The following is a 17,464-nucleotide window of genomic DNA, read 5'->3' on the forward strand; positions in this document are numbered from 1 at the left end:
AAATGGCCTCCCCAAGGGAGTTCATCAAAGCATTGTCTCAATAGCTGATTTGTCCGGCGAAATGGGGGGCACTCCATCGTGAGTGCAGACGTGGATTCGAAAACAGCGTCCGTCCAGCTTATACCGAGATACGAGGTATACAATGGAATTGCACCGACCGCAGAAACCGAGAGCCACGCGCTCACTGTAATAAGGAGACCTGTTCTGCGGTCATTGAGCTTTTGTAATTCCGGACGAAAGCCAACCGTCAGCAGCAAGGCCACCGCACCGGCAATCATGGCAGATCGCAAAAACACCGCGGCGTCACGGAAGTTCGAAAACGAAATATCGATGACCGCCGGAACCAGCATGGCAATCGACACAGCAAGGACGAAAATTCCATTAAAAAACAGAACGATCCGAAGTCGTTCTAGCGTCATTCGACTATCCTGTTTTCGAGTTCAACCTGCAACCCGTAACAGTTTCAAATACGGCTCGACATAAAAAAAGCATAGTGATTTCTTGCGATCACTAGTGATCCTTTGCGATTTTCGCAACGAAGGTGACCCGCGCCAACGAGCCTACTGCGCATCTCAATCGGCGGAAACCGGATATTATCCCTCCGCTCCCTCGCGTTAATACATCGATCGTGCAGATTAATGGAAAGCAACCAGACTTGTTTCTGATGCGAATCCGGCACAAAATCTTGACCGGCAATCATAGATTGGTCAGTAGCTGTCTTTCGTTTCTCGCGAAAACCCGACATGCGCCAAACTAAATATAGTCAATATCCATCTACGAAACCCGAGGGTCGAGCCAAGGCCAGAGTCGATGTCACGGGCAAACAGGGAGCAATACCTCTTCAACAGTGTCAATGTTTCACGCGCCGACTCCGAACTATGCTATTAACGATCAAGTGGCCTCTGCAGCCTCCCGTTTGATAACCGTCAAGATCCCTTCCGACTGGATTGCATGAAGCGTATCCCGCAGAGTTGAACCGAACACGCCATCTGTCAGTGCTTCGGGAAGGATGTCCGGGCACACAGAGGCAACCGCACGGACTATCCCCTCCGATGTCTCGATATCTTTCAATCCGTTCAAAAGCTCAGTGGCTTTGGGATCATTCAATGAAACTGGGTGGCCGTCGTTCCCCTTTCGAGCCAGATAGGCAAGCCACGCAGCTAGAGCAAAGACAAAGGGTCTGTAGGGCTTGCCCGATGCCAGTGCTTCCAGCGCCGGGGCGGTGATGCGTTGTGGCAGTTTCTGCGTACCGTCCATCGCGATCTGCGCGGTGGAATGGGCTATAGCAGGGTTGGTAAACCGCTCGATAAGAGCCGTAGCATAGGCTTCGAGATCAATGGACAGTCCGTTTACAGTCGCTGCAGCCGCTGCAAGGTGCTGACGGACGAGTGCAGCATGCTCCGGGTCGGCCATAACCTCGCGGACCAGCTTCTTGCCGGAGAGCTGTCCGCTATAGGCAAGCATCGAATGGGCCCCGTTCAGCATTCGCAGCTTCATGCTTTCATATGGAGCGACATCGTCGACAAAATGAGCGCCGGCACATTCCCATTGCGGACGTCCGGCACAGAATTTGTCCTCGATCACCCATTGGCTGAAAGGTTCGGTTTCGACGGCAGCATGGTCTTCACGTCCCGTCAGTTCTAAAGCAAGCCTGGCGGTCTCTGCATTCGATGCTGGCGTGATCCGATCCACCATGGTCGAGGGAAAGCTGACATTGTCGGCGATCCAGCAGGACAACTGCTCACCGTGAGTTTCGCGAGCAAAGGCCAGTGCTGCATTTCGCAACTTCTGACCATTATGCGAGAGATTATCGCAACTGAGGACGGTAAATGCTGGCAATCCAGCGGCCTCACGGCGCGATAGCGCTGCCACGACAAGGCCGATCACGCTGGACGGTGTCTCCGGATTGGCGAGGTCGGCAGCGATAGCTGGATGCGCGTGATCCAGCCTCCCGTCGCTGCTGATGCCATATCCCTTTTCTGTCACTGTTAGACTGACGATGCGACATCCGGGCGATATCATCGCGTTCAAGACATCCTGTCCGACCTTCGGGCCGGAGAGTACCCGATCCAGTGCCCCGATCACCCGCGCCTCCGTTACCAGGCCGCGCGTGATCAGCGTATAGCGGCCATCCTGCGGATTAAGACTGTCGGCAACGGCAGTTCCCCGCAGGGACACGCCCGTCACGCGCCAATCGCCACCTTTTTGCGCCAGCACGGTATCGGTGTAGGACAAGAGATGCGCGCGGGCAAAATTGCCAAGCCCCAGATGAACGATGCCCACTCCATGATCTTCGGGTGTATAAGCGGGCCAACTGGCCGGCCCCCCGCGGTTTGCCTCTGCCGAAAGCCGTTTCACTTGTGGATCCTGACATCTGGATGGGAGAGGGCGGTCATGATCCCGCGCAATTCAGCCAGACCTTTCAGCCGACCGATAGATGGATAACCCGGTTGAGCGCGTCGGTTCAGATCATCGAGAATGTCCTGACCGTGATCGGGACGCATCGGGATGCGCCAGTCGGCACGGCCTTCAGATTTGCGGCGGTTTTCCTCCGACAGAATGGCTGCAATCATTGCCACCATATCCGTGTGACCTTCAAGATGAGCAGCCTCATGGAACGAACCGCCAAGATGGGGTTCCTCGAGCGCAACATTGCGCAAATGCAGGAAATGCACGCGGTCACCGAGGCGCTTCATCATACCTGGCAGGTCATTATCGGCGCGCGCGCCCAGTGAACCGGTGCAAAGTGTGATACCGTTCGCCGGAATGTTTACTGCATTCATGACCGCTTCATAATCGGCTTCCGTGGACATGATGCGCGGCAGCCCGAGAAGCGGGAACGGCGGATCGTCCGGGTGGCAGCAAAGACGCACGCCAATTTCTTCCGCGAGCGGAGCCACTTCTGCCAGAAAGTCGATCAAATGGCTGCACAAGCGCTCTGGCGAAATATTGTCGTAATGGGCGAGATGCGCCTTCACATCGTCCATCGACATACGTTCGGCAGCGCCTGGCAGACCGAATACGACATTGCCGGAAAGCTCCAGCCGCCGCGCCTCGGACATGTCTGCAAAACGCTTGTGGGCAGCTTCGATAAGGTCGGGTTGATAGCTTTCGGACGCGCCCTTGCGCTCCAGCAGAAACAGGTCAAAGACAGCGAAATCCAGCGCATCGTAACGCATGCAGGTCGCCCCATTCGCAAGCCGGTAGGCAAGGTCGGTACGCGTCCAGTCGAGGATCGGCATGAAATTGTAGCAGATGACCTCGATGCCTGCGTCACGCAGGTTGCGCATCGATGTCTTCCAATTGGCGATATGGGTCTTCCAGTCGCCGGTCTGTCGCTTGATGTCTTCTGAAACCGGAAGGCTTTCGACGACTTCCCATTTCAGCCCGGAAGGATCGCCATTCTTCATCCAGACAATTTCGGTCTGTCGCTGTTCGATTTCAGCGGGGGACCAGACCGCGCCGGTCGCCACGTGGTGCAGGGCGGTAACAACGCCTTCGACCCCTGCTTGCAGCATATCATCGATGGATACGAGGTCCTTGGGGCCAAACCAGCGCCAGGTCTGTCTCATTTATTCGTCTTTCTGTTTTCAGTGCGATGCCGACGCATCAGCGAAACTAATCTGAACCTTGACAGATCGGGAACGATCTTTAGCCGCCCTGAAGGCGGACAAGGCTTCGATCAAGGGAATGGTTGCAGTGATGATCGGTCGGGGATCGATAGCCCCCGATCCGATCAGACGTACGGCCTCGGCAAATTCCGTATCGAACCGCTGCGAGCCGACAAACTGGATTTCCTTGCCCACCATGACGTTGAGAGGCAAGACGGTTGGTCCGGCGACTCCGACCTGTACGAGCGTGCCGAGCGGACGCAGGCAGGAAATTGCGTCGTTGATGGCCGGCGCTGCGGCCGAGCATTCAAATACCAGATCGACCTTGCCCTTGCCAGCCTGCCAGCGGGCGAGCCCTGTCGCGTCAGTTGCAATATTGACAGTATGGTCAGCGCCCATGCGTGCGGCGACGGCCAGCGTGGCGTCCTGAATGTCTGTCACAATGATTTCCGAAGCGCCGCGCTGTCGCGCAACCGCCACGCAAAGGGCACCGATCGGGCCTGCGCCCGTTACCATGACGACTTTGCCCGCAAAGCTGCCTGCAATCGCTTCGCCACGATTGGCAGCGTGGAGGCAGACCGCCAGCGGTTCCGAGCAGGCTGCGGCTCCCGGATCGATCCCATCGGGGACAGGCAGGCATTGGTCAGCCGCAATCACGATCCGGTCGCGGAACATGCCCTGTTCGTGCGGGAGGTACATTGCCGAGCCCTTGAACCGCATAGCGGTGCAATGGCGGGGCAAGCCCTGCTGGCAGAAACTGCAGGTGCCACAAGGCTGTGAGGGATTCATGACGACAAGCTGGCCCGGCGTCAGGCCCGTCACGCCTTCGCCGAGGGCCTTGATGCGTCCCGACGCCTCGTGGCCGAGGATGATCGGCTCCCGAACGCGAATAGTTCCAATGCCGCCTTCCAGCCAGTAATGCAGATCCGATCCGCAGATCCCGCCTGCTTCGACCGCAACCAGCACTTCGCCCGGCCCCGGTGTTCCGACAGGACGGCTCTCGATCCGCAGATCATCCTGCGCGTGAAGACAGATCACGCGCGTGTTCGAAAATTCAGTCATTTCCACCTCAGGGCATCAATGTGTTGGGTAGCCACGTCGCCAGCGGCGGCAGATAGCTGACCATCAGAAGGACGATCAAATTGGTGATGATGTAAGGGATGATTGCCCTGATCACTGGCGAGAGGGGAAGTCGCGCAATATTGGAGGCGACAAATAGGCAAACGCCGACGGGGGGCGTTGTCAGTCCGATCATCAGGTTGAGCACCGCAAAACATGCAAAATGAATGGGGTCGATACCGACTGCCAATGCCAGAGCCTGCAAGGGCACGAACAGAATGATCAGAGCTGCGATCGTCTCCATGAACATGCCAACGAACAGAAGCAGGATGTTGATCAGCAGGATAACGAGAAATTTGTTGTCCGTGATCGAGAGAACCGCATCGGCCAGCGTCTGCGGGATACGTTCCGCGACGAGAATCCAGCCGAACACATTGGCTGTGCCTACCAGAACGAGAATGCCAGCCGAACTGATCGCGCTATCGATGATGATCTTCGGAATTCGGCTTACCGGCAGTTCCCTGTAGACGAACAGCCCCACCACCGCCGCATAAAGACACGCGACCACAGCCGTTTCAGTCGGCGTCGTGATGCCGATCAGCAGGCCACCCACGATCAGGGCGGTCATGGCGATGGCCCAGATTGCGCCGGTGAACGAGGATAGCAGTTCCCGGACGCCCTTCCAGTCCTCGCGGGGGAAGTTTTTCTTCTTGGCAATGAAATAGGTCGTTACCATCATGGCAAAACCCATCAAAAGGCCGGGAACCGCACCCGCTAGAAAGAGCTTGCCGACCGAAAGACCGGAGAGCGACCCAACGATAATCATCGGTACGCTTGGCGGGATCATCGGGCCGACGGTCGATGAAGCGGCTGTAACGGCAGCGGAGAAATCGGCTGGATAACCGACCTTCTTCATGCCGGGGATCATCATGCCACCGACGGAAGCCACATCGGCGACGGCGGTTCCCGAAATGCCGCCGAAAAGCATCGAGGCTGCGATATTGGCTTGCGCCAACCCGCCGCGCATCCAGCCCACAAGGGCATTTGCAAAGCGGATGATCCGCTCCGTGATGCCGCCGGAGTTCATCAAGTTTCCAGCCAGAATGAAACCCGGAATGCAGAGCAGAACGAAGCTGTCCATCCCCGCATACATCTTCTGTGGAATGACAACCAGCGGGATGTCTGCGAACAGAAGATAGGCCATCGAGGACAGGCCCAGGGTCACGGCTACGGGCAGGCCGATGGCCAGGCCCAGCACGAATGTGCCAAGGAGAAGGGTCAGACCCATCAGTTTTCCTCCGAATTGGGGATGGGGCGCCCGTCATGACGGCCCGACAGCATCTCAATGATGCGCATCACGGCCCAGAGGCCCAGAGCGACCAGAAGAACGATCTGCGTTGCGTGGACGAAATCCATGCGCCACCCGAGAGAAGGAGCGGTCTGGCGGCTCCCGATCATGGTGTAATCCCACGCGGCAGGCAGGAGAACAGCCGCAAAAATTACTGTCAATGCGGCGCTTACCAGCCGCAGCAGCCACGGCATACGTCCAGGAAGGCTTTCGCAAAGAAGGTCGACATTGACCATATCGCCACTACGCAGCGCGAGGCCCGCACCGAGCGCACCAATATAGAGCAGGCAGAATCTGGTCAGTTCCTCTGTCCAGACCGGGGCGGTGCTCAAAAACGTGCGCGCATACACCTGCAACAGCACCGCGCCCATCAATATGAGAAATGCTGCCAGTATCAGAAGGCGGCATAGGCCTTCCAACCCTTTGAATAGTTTTGTCATGGTATCCTCGACGGGGCGGCTGCCGGACGGAGGGTCGGCAGCGCCACTAGCTCAGTCGTTGAAAACCTGTTCGGCCAGGGGGCGGACTTCCTGCGGCACCGAGTTGATGACGGCGTCACGTGCCTTGTCGGCAAAGGCAGCCTGATCCACGTCGACAAACTTCACCCCCCGGCCTTCGAGGTCGGTGACGAGTGCCTTTTCGTCCGCAATGAACAGCTCGCGTTCAAAAGCCTGGGTGACCTTGGCAGCTTCCTGCAATGCAGCCTGATCAGCTTCCGAGAGTTTGCCCCAGCTTCGTTCCGATATGGCCAGATAGATCCACGAACGGACGTGTTCCGTCTTGTTGATGACTTTCTGAACTTCATAGAAGCCGCCGGACTTGAAAAGCGCGAGCGGGTTTTCTTGGCCTTCGATGGTGCCGTTCTGGAGCGAGGTGAAAACCTCGGAGAAGGCCATCGGGGTGGGGTTTGCACCGAGCGACTGCCATGCGGCAACAAAGATCGGCACGTTCGGCACGCGGACCTTGAAACCCTTCAGATCGTCCGGCTTGGTTATCTCGCGATTGGCCGACAGGTTGCGTGGACCGCGTGCGAAATAGGTCAGGGGGCGGATGCCGGCCTTTTCGATTATCTCTGCCTCGATCTGCTTGCCGATCTTGCCAGAGGCGACCTTGTCCATATGTTCAAGCGATTTGTATGCATATGGCAGAGCCAGCAGGGCTGCTTTTGGCGCCCAGTTTTGCAGGCTTTCACCGGTGATGGTCATATCGGCCGTGCCGAGCTGCATGCCATTGATGAGGTCGATTTCCTTGCCGAGCGATTCATTCGGATAGACTTCGACGGCAACGCGTCCGTCGGTACGGGATTTGACTTCATCCGCGAATTTCAGCGCCGCCTTGTGCCAGATATTCTCTTCATTGGCGAGATGCCCAAGCTTGAGTGTCACCTCCTGCGCCAGGGCAGTTCCCCCCATGACGGCGAGAACGGCACAGGTCGCTGCCAGCCGCGTAAGATTCTGAAATTTCATGGTTTCCTCCTCTAGATATGATTGCTGCTGCACTGCGGCTCTACAGAAAATATTCGGGCCGCTCCTGCTCGATGATAGGCAGATCGCTCAGAATTCCCCGCAGATGCATCCGTATCGAATGCTCGGCCTGGGCGGGATCGCCGTTCGCAATCCCGTCGACCACCGCGCGATGTTGCGAGATGAGGCGATCGACCGGGAAATGCATGCTGGAAAGAAACCGTACCCTATCCATCTGGGCCTTCATCTCGACGACGACGCGCCAGGCTTTTGCCTTGTCAGCTCCCTCGGCCAGAGTGCGGTGGAATATTTCATCCGCCTCCATGAAATCGCGTGCCGATCCACCGACGAGCTTTTCCTGACGAACGAGCTGGGCTCGCAATTCGGCAACCAGGGATTGATCGGGAGATTGGGCCAGAAGCTTGACGATGTCGGCTTCAACCGCTTCGCGCACAAAGCGCGCATCCATTACAGCCGGTAGTGAAATTTTTGCGACGAAGGTGCCCCGCTGGGGCCGAACCTCCAGCAGTCCTTCATTGGCGAGCTTGATAAAAGCCTCACGCACGGGCTGACGGCTGACCCCGTATTGTTGAGCCACGTCGGCCTCGGAAATCCGGGCACCCGGGGACAACGCATTATCAATGATGGCAGCCCGCAGCGTTGCGTAAAGCTGATCGACGACACTGACGTGCTTTGGTTGCAATAATGGACTTTGCATAAATGGGGCTCCTCAAATTTCGAGTATACCATACTACCATACCAGTCAACACAGTCCGTGTTGTTCCTCGAGTCGAACCACAGCTCGAAATGAAACATGGCGGTAGCCGGAGTTTGGTAGATTTGGGGACCGTGGCATTGCGACGGTTCATTGAGAGTTTTCTCACCCACAACCGTCGGCTACATCCCTAATCGAGTGGCGCATTTCGGGACTGGGCGGGACCGTTTTAGTTGCAGGGGGGATATGGATTGGTTGTTCCGCTGTTGTACCCAGTTCCATACAACTGCCATCTGCACAAAAGGACCAGCCTCCGATTGTCCTGCGGGAGGCCGCGAGAACAATTTCAGGACGCGGAGGAATGTTTGGATGATAGGTAACCAACCGTTCTTGAGAACGGCAACAGCGGGCGGGTCCATGCCTGCACCGGAGCCTCTGACAAGACTAACCCTTGGGGCGTCACATTCCAGACCTCCCGCCACGGCAGTTTCTCGACACAGTGCGTCCAGGAGTGAACGAAGCTCGTGGCGGCGATATTCATTACGCCGCCAGCCGTTGCAATACAGACAGCCATCAACCTGATGACGCGACGATGGAAGGCCGCGATCTCCAGAAGTGCCAGGCAAGAAAGGCAGCACAGGCTGCAAAACCGAGTTCATCGCTATAGGGATAGGTTGCAAGCATCAGAGCGATGGCAACGAAGGCTCATATGCGCTCCCACATATTCAGCGGTGTTCGCAGATGCCCGATAGCGGCAGCGCCCCAAAGCAGGATACTGAGTAGCGCCTTGACGATCATATAGGCGAAGGCAAGCCAGAAGCCGAACCGTTCGGTAAGCGGGCCACCCTCCTGCAGCATGATAACCGGCTCGTATACTGCCATGAACGGCACGGCAAATCCCGCCACCGCAATCCGGATCGCCTGCATGCCGATCTTCATGCCGGATTCTCGCGCGATTGGCGCCGCTGCGAAAGCTGCAAGTGCTACGGGCGGCGTGAGATCGGCCATAATGCCGAAATAGAAGACGAACATATGCGACACCAGAAGCGGCACATCGAGGTGAAGAAGCGCGGGACCGGCGATAGAGGAAGTAATGATGTAGTTCGGAATGGTTGGTATGCCCATGCCGAGTACGAGGCAGGCCAGCATGGTCAGTATCAGCGAGAAGAACAGAGAATTCTCACCAACGCTGACGATCACACGGGCAAAGGTCGAACCGGCACCGATCAGCGCCAGAACACCGATGATGACGCCGACCAGAGCACAGGCAACGCCCACGGGCAGCGCATTCTTGGCGCCTTCCGCGAGGCTTTGGAGGCAGAGATTCAATGTCTCGCGGCCGCCGCGCACCAGAAAGTTTATCGCAACCAGCACCGCAACAAGACCCATGATGAGCGTAATGCCGCGCAGGGCGTAGCCGAAGATATTGAACGTCGTGCCGAAAGCCGCCGCCGACATGATGCCGAGCGCAACCCAGAACAGTAGCCGCGATCGCCGGTGCGTGCGTGGTGGCCCCAGGCAGCGAAATGACCCTCGTGAATGACCTCATCGGGAAAGAACTTGTCGCGCGGGTCCAGAACCTTTCCATGACACAGAGAGGGCTTGACGTGTTCCAGCCATTTCGTGACAGCGTGCGCGGCGTCACGAGCCGGCTTGTGGCCGACGTGTCCTCGAAACGCTGACCAGCCGCGCGGTCGAATTGCTCCACAAAGACGATACGAGTACGGCAAACCCAGCTTGAGTGATGGCTTTGGAAGCATAGTCACGGGCGCCTGAACAGAACCAATATCGTGAACGCAAGCAGACCCAGGCCGACGCTTGTCGGGACAGCGTCTGGCGAAATCCAATCCACGAGAAAACCCGTGCCAGTCGATCCCATTGCGCTGCCGACGGAGTAGGCCAACGAGAAGCAGGCGGTTCCGGCTATCAGCATTCCGCCGTCGAAACGCTCGCCCAGAATTGTAAGCGCACATGTGCTCAGGGCAAATGTGGCGATGCCGATAACTGCGAATATCCCCAAAATAGCTGCTTCGGACTGAACGAATGGAATGATCAGGAACGCGATCGCCCCCACAAGGCCGCAGCCGGTCGTCACCCCGGCGCGCGAAGTCTTGTCCAGCAACCATCCCACGACCGGCTGGGCAAAAGCTGTGGGAAGCGACAGCACGGTAATCGCGTAAGCCGCAAATGCCTCTGAGTGGCCCACGCGCACGAAGTAGACGGCCATACCGGATATCGCAGCAATATCGGCAAAACCGAAGGCCAGTTCCATGAGCACCAGAATGGGCGCGGCGCGGATAAAGCGGAACAATACGCCTGCTGGGGCGCGTTCCGGCACTGTACGAGCGTTGCCGTTAAAGATTGCGCAGGCAAGACCAATCGATGCAATGTAGCCAGACTCCAGCGCAAAGGCAGAACCATTGGTTGTGCCCAGAAATGGAATGGCCAGCGGGCCGGCCGCAAATCCCGCGCACATGCCGGCTCCGTAGAAGCCGGAAATACGTCCGCGTAGGCGGTCGGGGGTCGCCGTGTTCAGCCAGGCTCCGCTCAGGATTGAGATCAGGCTCGCACAAAAGCCGATAGCGAAACGGGCAATGAACCAGACTGGCAAACTGTCTATCACGGCGAACGCCGCAAGGCCGATAGAGCAGCCGAACAAGGCAGCGACGATCAGGAGGTTTCCCCGGACCCTTGCGGTGAGTTGATCTATTGCCAGAACAGACACTATCGCGCCGGCTGCATAAACGGCGGCATTCAGACCGATCAGACTTCCGGCCACGCCTTTTGTTTCAAGCACAAGGGAAATGAGCGGAAAGGTGAGACCCTGAGCGACTGCAAAGGCGGTTACGCTCGATATGACGATCGCGATAGCGGCCCAATCCGGCGCTGCGTCCTGGCGTGTTGCGGTTGCCACCATGGCTGGTACTGTCCTTGCCTGTCCGAATGCGCGGCCAAAATAGGGGAAAGTGCGCTGTCTTTCTGTCGACGATTGATCTATCTATATCTAGATTTCGTCAAACCAACATTGGGTTCCATCACGATGCCCGGTGCAACACGGCCCCGATATATTCGCGACATGGAAAGCCAGGAGGCGGGGCAGAACCTCGGCTGGCATACACACGATTTCGGGCAGTTCTTTTCTGCCATTCGCGGTTCGATGTATGTTGGCACACGCGACCGGGTACTCCTGCTCAATCCGGCCATGGCTGTGTGGATACCGCCTGATGTCGAACACTGGCTGCGCTATGCATCGAGCAATGAGATCATCTATGTCGACGTGAACCGCGCAGAGTCGGACAGGCTCGGAACAAGGGCTCGTATCGTTCAGATGACGCCGGTTCTTCGGGTTTTGATGGGCGCTGTCCCGGACAACGAGTCCTCCGGACTCACAAAGCCGCATGAGGCCGCTTTATACGAACTGCTTTTCCATGAAATTGTGGCTGCCAAAGACATCTCGCTTTCGATTGCGATGCCACGGGACAAGCGCATTTCCGGGCTTGCGCAAGCCGCGATAGATGATCCGGGCTCGATTGCTTCTATCGACGAATGGCTCATCGGCGCTTCGGCCAGCCGTAAGACAATTGAGCGGCTTTTCATAACCGAAACGGGAATGTCGCCTTCGCGGTGGTTAAGACAAATCCGCATTCTTCACGCCGTCTCCCAGCTTGCCGCCGGCAAGAAAATCAGCTCGGTAGCGCTCGATTTAGGATACCAGTCGCCGAGCGCCTTCACCTACATGTTTCGTAGCGCCATTGGGTTGAGTCCGCGCGATTTCCGCCAAATGGAGAAGAGTGTCGGCAGATAGGCTGTGCTGGATCTGCCGCATTCAGGCATTGGTGAAATCGTAAGGAACGACCGCAACGGGGTCGAAAGCTGGTCAAAACACGCCTTCGGTTCAGACGCAGATATTTTACGGCTCAATTCCGAATGCAGAAGTTGCCCGCGAAAAAATGCAATGGCCCATAGTGGGCCCCGGAACTTATCCAGACGTAAATCATGGACTGCCTAGATATGACCGAGCGGGTTGTGCGTTCCGGACTATTGCTTGGGTGCCAGATGCGTAATCGAAATCAAGCATGTATGTTAAGAATCTTGCTCACCTTCTTCATGAAACTCTCGCCTGCGTCACCATTTGATGAGACGCTAATCCGTTTCGAGCACCTGCGAGGATCTGCACTTCTTCCGAGGGGAAGAGAAAATGCCGCCAAGCGGCTGACCGACACTGAGGTTGCAAACGCAATTCTTGGCTTTATTCTTGTCCCTCAGTCAGGCCAAACCGACGCCGAAAAACTGCTCTTTTCCGGCTTCATGCGCGCATATTCGGGTCGGGTATCGGCCAGCGTCTTTTTCAGTGCTTCGGCAACGATTTCGGCCTCGCCGTCATGCAGGTTGCAAGGGTCGAGATAGAAGTGGCCGCGCTCGATTTCGTGATTGCGCACGATGATCGGTGGTTCGGCTAGCGATAGCGCTTTGGCAAAACCGGCCGCCGAGAAACCGGATTCCGGCGTAACGCGAATCTCCAGCCGGTCGAGGGGATTGTCGGTTGGATCGGACACAATGTCAGCTTTGATGCCTTTTTGTCCGTCCAGCGTATCGTGCCAGAGCTTCAACGCCGCTGTTTCCCGTTCGCGGATGGCTGCGTGATCGCGGACTTCCCAGGCTTCCAACGCCCCAATCACCCCGGCAATGCTTTCCTTGCCAACCTTCATGCCGCGGCCTATGCCGCGATTTTGCAGGAAGGCGGCGCGCACCAGATCCTTGCGCCCGGCCACGATACCTGCAGTTGGTCCGCCGAGAAACTTGTGGCCGCTATAGATGACAATATCGGCTCCCGCCTTAAGGAACCGTTGGAGGTCGTACTCGGAGGCTGCATCGACGATGACCGGCACGCCCTTGGCATGGCAAATTTCGGCGAATTGCTCCAGCGATAGCATACCATACTGTACGGTATGGTGAGACACAACGTAAAGGGCTGCCGCCGTCTTGTCGGTTATCGCGTTCGCGACATGGTAATCATGTGTGACGCTGACAGTGCCGGCCTGTATGACTTTGCCGCCGGCCAGCCGGATCGACTGGTCGATATTGCCGCCGAAATTCACCAGATGACCGAGCTGGACGATAATTTCATCCTTCGCGCCGGGCGCGACGTCCGGCAGGCGTTCGATCGCGAGAAGGTCGGTTCCGGTAATGGCGCCAGCCAGTGCCAGCGATATACCGCTGGCACAGGACGCAGTGATGAAGCCCGCTTCACCGCCGGTCAGGCGCGCGACGACCTTGCTCGCGGTGCGGTGCAGGTCGTCCATCTCAACGAATTGCGGCGCGATCTCGGCCATGGCTCGAATGGCTTCAGGAACGATGATCGACGCGCCGAGCGCAGTCATCGTGCCGGAGACATTGATTATCGGACGCAGGCCGAAGCGTTCGCGGATCGTTTGGTTGGGACGTTGAGAATTGGACTTATCCATTGTCGTGTCTTTCATCGTGTTCTTCGGGAAAGATTTCGACGATCGCTTCTATTTCGACCGTGATGTTGTTGGGCAGCGAGGCGACGCCGATAGACGAACGGGCATGCACGCCATCGTCGCCGAAAACTTGGACCAGAAAATCGGAACAGCCGTTGATGACGCGCGGATGCTCCTCGAAGTCATCGACCGCGTTAACGAAGCCGAGCAGTTTCACGATCCGCTTCACGCGCCGCAGGTCGCCCAGATGCGCCGTCAGCACTGCGAGCAGGTTCAATCCGACAAGGCGGGCGTGTTCTCTCGCTGTTTCGGTGCTGACGTCTCGGCCAACTTTGCCCTTGTGCAGGACGCCTTCATGGTCCAGCGGTCCCTGACCGGAAATATAGAGCATATTGCCGATTTCCAGCACGTTGCGAAATGTGCCAATCGGCGTGGGAGCAGGTGGAAGTTCGCGCTCCAACGCGGCAATGGGGCGATAACGGGACATGCGCACGCGGATCCTAGTTCAAATGAGAGGTTCTGAAACGCGATAGGAAGGCGTTCAGGCGGTCGTTTTGACCAGCCTGGGCCATCAGGTGTGCCGGCGGGCCATCAGCTGCGACGCGGCCCTCATCCATAAACACGATGCGGTCGCTGGCGTCGCGGGCGAAGGCGATCTCGTGGGTCACCATCAACATCGTCATGCCCTCCTGCGCCAGCTGGCGCACTACGTCGAGCACCTCGCTAACCAGCTCTGGATCGAGCGCCGAGGTGATTTCGTCCAGCAGCAGGATTTTCGGTTCCATGGCCACCGCGCGGGCAATGCCCACACGCTGCTGCTGGCCGCCCGAAAGTTCCGACGGCAGGTTGTCTATGCGGTGGCTAAGCCCGACACGCTTGAGCCAGTGTTCGGCGATGGCGCGTGCTTCCTGCTTCGGCTTTCCGCGCACTTTCGTCAGGCCCAACATGACATTCTGGGCAGCCGTCAGGTGCGGAAACAGATTGAAGCTCTGAAACACCATGCCGGTTTCGGCGCGCATCCGGGCAAGGTCGGTTTCGCCCCGGCGTTTGCGGTTGCCGGTATCGGAATAGCCTACTTCACGACCATCGATCTGAATCGACCCGGAATCATAGGTTTCCAGAAAATTCACGCAGCGCAGCAACGTGGTCTTGCCGCTGCCCGATGGGCCGATCACGGCGACGACTTCTCCCTTTTGCACCTGCATGTCGATACCCTTCAGCACCGATACGGAGCCATATTCTTTTTCCAGGCTTTCAATCCTGAGAAGCGGCTTGTCAGTTGCAGTCATGGCTCTAGTCCCGAATATAGGCATAGCGGCGCTCTACCGAGCGGCTGACCAGTGAGAGTGAATAATTGATTACGAAATAGATGAACGCGCCCAGCAGATAGAGCGACATAGCCTCATAGGTGCGACCAATGACTTCGTTGATCGACTGCATGAGATCGACCACGCCGAGGAGTGAAACCAGCGCGCTGCCCTTGACCGCATCAGTGACGCCGTTGATCCATGGCGGCAGGAAGCGTCGAAGAGCTTGCGGGAAAATCACGTAGTGCAGGCGGGATACGAAGGTCAGGCCGATAGCTTTGGCAGCTTCCATCTGTCCCTTGGGTATGGAGACGATGGCACCACGTACATATTCGATGACCTGTGCGGCCTTGAATAGCGTCAGCGCTACCACACCTGCCCAGAAGGAATTGATCGAAACGCCGAGCGGCGGAAAGCCGTAATAGACCACGAAGATCAAAACGAGGATCGGGATACCGCGGATGCAGTCGCTGAACAGGCGTATGAGCCATTGCAGCGGGCGCGGGCCATAGATCAGCCCGATCCCGAGAATGACGCCGGAAATCAGCGAGAAAAGCACGACTAGTACAGATACGAGCAGCGTAATCGCAAGGCCTTTGCCGAGGAAGGGAAGCGCATATAGGATGGAAGACATGGTTCAGCGCTCCGCTCTGAAACGGCGTTCCAGCTGGCGCAGGCCGAGCAGGATTCCATATCCGGTTACCAGATACATCACCGTTGTCACGATGTAGACCTCGACGATTCGGAAAGTGTTGAAATTGATCCACTGTGCGCCGTAGGTGAGTTCCGGCACTGCGATCACCGACGCCACGGACGTATCCTTAAACAGCGAAATGAAGGTGTTGGACAGCGCGGGCAGCGTGATGCGTATCATAGTCGGCAGGCGCACATAAAGCAGGCGCTGCCATGGCGTCAGGCCGATGGCCTTGCCGGCGTCGATCTGGCCGCGTGGAACCGCCTCCAGACCGGAGCGAAACACTTCGACCAGATAAGTTCCGGCATAGAGCGACAGCGTGGCGACGAAGGAAACGGTCGGACTATATGCGATGTTGACGACGGTGGGGATGCCGTAAAAGACGATATAGACAAGGAGGATCAACGGCACGTTGCGCAGAACCTCGACGTAGGCCGAGATCAGGGCGCGCGCGACCTTACCGGCCGACACATACCAGATGGCGAGCGCCAGCCCGATGATCGCGCCGATCAGGACCGAAAGCACCGCAAGCTCAAGGCTGAGAACAAGTCCTTGCCACAGTTTATCAAAATGCCGCCAGATCAGATTGAAATTGATATGGTAGTTCATGTGCGGGCGCCTGCCTCCCGGTGTATTGGATCGGGACGGTTTCGAGCGCAATCCACATTCCGCTACAGCCTCCCTCTCGGGCAGGCGACTCGCAATGTTCGGATCGCGCCCTGCAATGCCCGACCGCAGATAGGGTCGGGCGCTCCAGATTCAGATGGACGGAAAGCCCGGTTTGCGCTCTGGCGGCTCCATGCCGAAATATTCCTTGAAGCCTGCGTCATACAAGGCATTTTCGTGGCCGAACATGGCAATTGAAAAGGCGGTATTTACAAATGTCAGCCAGTCCAGGTCACCCTGACGCACCCCGCCGCCATAGAGCATCGCGTTCCATTGCTTGCCGGCGTCGAAGTAACGGTCCGGGTTTTTGGCGACGAGCCAGCGCACGTTCGACAGGTCGACTGCGGAGGCATCGGCGCGATTGGAGTCCAGTGCCTGGAACACGTTGGCCTGCGTATCGATCTGCATGACCTGCGCGTCCGGCAGCACCGCGTGCACGGTCGTCTCGGCGTCGACATTTTGCAGGATCGCGATGCGCGCGCTGCTTCCCTTGGCCTTCAATTGGTCGAATGTCTTGGCTGCGGCGTCGGGCTTGGTCAGAAGAGCGACGCCCTCAACGTAATAAGGGCGCGTGAAGTTGATGAGCTGCGCGCGCGCTCCAGAGATCGTCATGAACTGGAGCGTGATGTCGACCTTGCCTGTAACGATATTGGGAATGCGTTGCTGCGCATCCTGCTTCACGAATTCGACCTTGGTAGGATCGTCAAACAGGGCCTTGGCGATGATCCGACCCATGGTGATGTCCATACCAACCAGTTCGCCGGCATCATTCTCGAAGTGCCAAGGCGCATTAGTGCTGCCCGTACCCACGATCAGGTGTCCCCGGTCCAGAACGGTACGCAGCAGGCTGTCGCTCGCTGCCTGCGCTGCCGCCTCCTTAGCATTCAGCGTCACGGCGACAGCCGCTCCGAGTGCTACTCCACCCAACCCGAGTTTAAGGAATTCACGCCGTTCGTTGCCTGCAGCCATGTTTGCCTCCGTGCATGTTTGCTTAATTGTTCCCTTGATATTCTTGTTAGTCTTATATATTGGACTATAATCTTATATTTAGGACGATATTATAAGATGTGCGGTTTGGCAACCATGATCGGACGAGAAAGGTCAACTCATGACTTCGGGGCAGATTGCAGGTGGGACAC

General features: G+C 57.4%; 17 protein-coding genes and 2 pseudogenes. 2 read left to right on the forward strand and 17 right to left on the reverse strand.

Annotation, left to right across the window (positions count from 1 at the left end):
* The 10 genes and pseudogenes from JNC63_RS21485 to JNC63_RS21530 all read right to left on the reverse strand — a co-directional run.
* A pseudogene (locus JNC63_RS21485) lies at window positions 1-419 on the reverse strand (hypothetical protein); the annotation flags it as partial.
* 472 nt (window positions 420-891) lie between these two features.
* Complete coding sequence (locus JNC63_RS21490) at window positions 892-2,283, reverse strand: mannitol dehydrogenase family protein (protein WP_247644419.1); 1,392 nt, start codon at window positions 2,281-2,283, stop codon at window positions 892-894.
* A 71-nt stretch (window positions 2,284-2,354) separates the two neighbouring features.
* On the reverse strand, window positions 2,355-3,572 hold the full coding sequence (gene uxuA / locus JNC63_RS21495; protein ID WP_075041710.1) for a mannonate dehydratase: 1,218 nt from the start codon (window positions 3,570-3,572) through the stop codon (window positions 2,355-2,357).
* Between the two features lie 18 nt (window positions 3,573-3,590).
* On the reverse strand, window positions 3,591-4,673 hold the full coding sequence (locus JNC63_RS21500; RefSeq protein ID WP_075041709.1) for an L-idonate 5-dehydrogenase: 1,083 nt from the start codon (window positions 4,671-4,673) through the stop codon (window positions 3,591-3,593).
* A gap of 7 nt (window positions 4,674-4,680) precedes the next feature.
* Window positions 4,681-5,958 carry a TRAP transporter large permease gene (locus tag JNC63_RS21505; RefSeq protein ID WP_075041708.1) on the reverse strand — a complete coding sequence of 426 codons (1,278 nt, stop codon included), beginning with the start codon at window positions 5,956-5,958 and terminating at the stop codon, window positions 4,681-4,683.
* Window positions 5,958-6,458, reverse strand: coding sequence for a TRAP transporter small permease (locus tag JNC63_RS21510; RefSeq protein ID WP_075041707.1), 501 nt, complete (start codon window positions 6,456-6,458; stop codon window positions 5,958-5,960). Before JNC63_RS21510 ends, JNC63_RS21505 begins: the two co-directional genes overlap by 1 nt.
* A gap of 51 nt (window positions 6,459-6,509) precedes the next feature.
* On the reverse strand, window positions 6,510-7,484 hold the full coding sequence (locus tag JNC63_RS21515) for a TRAP transporter substrate-binding protein (protein WP_075041706.1): 975 nt from the start codon (window positions 7,482-7,484) through the stop codon (window positions 6,510-6,512).
* A 40-nt stretch (window positions 7,485-7,524) separates the two neighbouring features.
* The gene (locus JNC63_RS21520) at window positions 7,525-8,199 is read right to left on the reverse strand and encodes a GntR family transcriptional regulator (RefSeq protein WP_075041705.1); all 675 of its coding nucleotides are present in this window, start codon (window positions 8,197-8,199) and stop codon (window positions 7,525-7,527) included.
* Between the two features lie 343 nt (window positions 8,200-8,542).
* Window positions 8,543-8,770, reverse strand: coding sequence for a DUF1850 domain-containing protein (locus JNC63_RS21525; RefSeq protein ID WP_374846765.1), 228 nt, complete (start codon window positions 8,768-8,770; stop codon window positions 8,543-8,545).
* Window positions 8,770-9,684, reverse strand: a pseudogene (locus JNC63_RS21530) (TRAP transporter large permease subunit); the annotation flags it as partial. The gene JNC63_RS21525 and the pseudogene JNC63_RS21530, both read right to left, overlap by 1 nt.
* Before the next feature lie 38 nt (window positions 9,685-9,722).
* Between JNC63_RS21530 and JNC63_RS21535 the strand changes: the two are divergent.
* On the forward strand, window positions 9,723-9,878 hold the full coding sequence (locus JNC63_RS21535) for a hypothetical protein (protein WP_170873248.1): 156 nt from the start codon (window positions 9,723-9,725) through the stop codon (window positions 9,876-9,878).
* 80 nt (window positions 9,879-9,958) lie between these two features.
* Here the strand turns inward: JNC63_RS21535 and JNC63_RS21540 are convergent, their stop codons facing one another.
* On the reverse strand, window positions 9,959-11,113 hold the full coding sequence (locus JNC63_RS21540; protein ID WP_374846766.1) for an MFS transporter: 1,155 nt from the start codon (window positions 11,111-11,113) through the stop codon (window positions 9,959-9,961).
* A gap of 123 nt (window positions 11,114-11,236) precedes the next feature.
* Between JNC63_RS21540 and JNC63_RS21545 the strand changes: the two genes are divergently transcribed.
* Window positions 11,237-12,001 (forward strand): AraC family transcriptional regulator, encoded by a 765-nt coding sequence (locus JNC63_RS21545; RefSeq protein ID WP_139309257.1) that lies wholly within the window; start codon window positions 11,237-11,239, stop codon window positions 11,999-12,001.
* Window positions 12,002-12,458: 457 nt separating this feature from the next.
* Here JNC63_RS21545 and JNC63_RS21550 read toward each other — a convergent pair whose 3' ends face one another.
* The 6 genes from JNC63_RS21550 to JNC63_RS21575 all read right to left on the reverse strand — a co-directional run bounded on the left by JNC63_RS21550 (window position 12,459) and on the right by JNC63_RS21575 (window position 17,294).
* On the reverse strand, window positions 12,459-13,661 hold the full coding sequence (locus JNC63_RS21550) for an aminotransferase class V-fold PLP-dependent enzyme (protein ID WP_075041702.1): 1,203 nt from the start codon (window positions 13,659-13,661) through the stop codon (window positions 12,459-12,461).
* Window positions 13,654-14,145 (reverse strand): RidA family protein, encoded by a 492-nt coding sequence (locus JNC63_RS21555; protein ID WP_075041701.1) that lies wholly within the window; start codon window positions 14,143-14,145, stop codon window positions 13,654-13,656. Before JNC63_RS21555 ends, JNC63_RS21550 begins: the two co-directional genes overlap by 8 nt.
* 13 nt (window positions 14,146-14,158) lie before the next feature.
* On the reverse strand, window positions 14,159-14,947 hold the full coding sequence (locus JNC63_RS21560) for an amino acid ABC transporter ATP-binding protein (RefSeq protein ID WP_374846767.1): 789 nt from the start codon (window positions 14,945-14,947) through the stop codon (window positions 14,159-14,161).
* A gap of 4 nt (window positions 14,948-14,951) precedes the next feature.
* Window positions 14,952-15,599: an amino acid ABC transporter permease gene (locus JNC63_RS21565; protein WP_075041699.1), complete on the reverse strand. Its 648-nt coding sequence runs from the start codon at window positions 15,597-15,599 to the stop codon at window positions 14,952-14,954.
* 3 nt (window positions 15,600-15,602) lie between these two features.
* On the reverse strand, window positions 15,603-16,268 hold the full coding sequence (locus JNC63_RS21570; RefSeq protein WP_075041698.1) for an amino acid ABC transporter permease: 666 nt from the start codon (window positions 16,266-16,268) through the stop codon (window positions 15,603-15,605).
* A gap of 150 nt (window positions 16,269-16,418) precedes the next feature.
* Window positions 16,419-17,294 carry a transporter substrate-binding domain-containing protein gene (locus tag JNC63_RS21575; protein WP_075041697.1) on the reverse strand — a complete coding sequence of 292 codons (876 nt, stop codon included), beginning with the start codon at window positions 17,292-17,294 and terminating at the stop codon, window positions 16,419-16,421.
* Window positions 17,295-17,464 lie beyond the last annotated feature (170 nt).

This window comes from Brucella ciceri (assembly GCF_041930145.1).
Classification (GTDB): domain Bacteria; phylum Pseudomonadota; class Alphaproteobacteria; order Rhizobiales; family Rhizobiaceae; genus Brucella; species Brucella intermedia.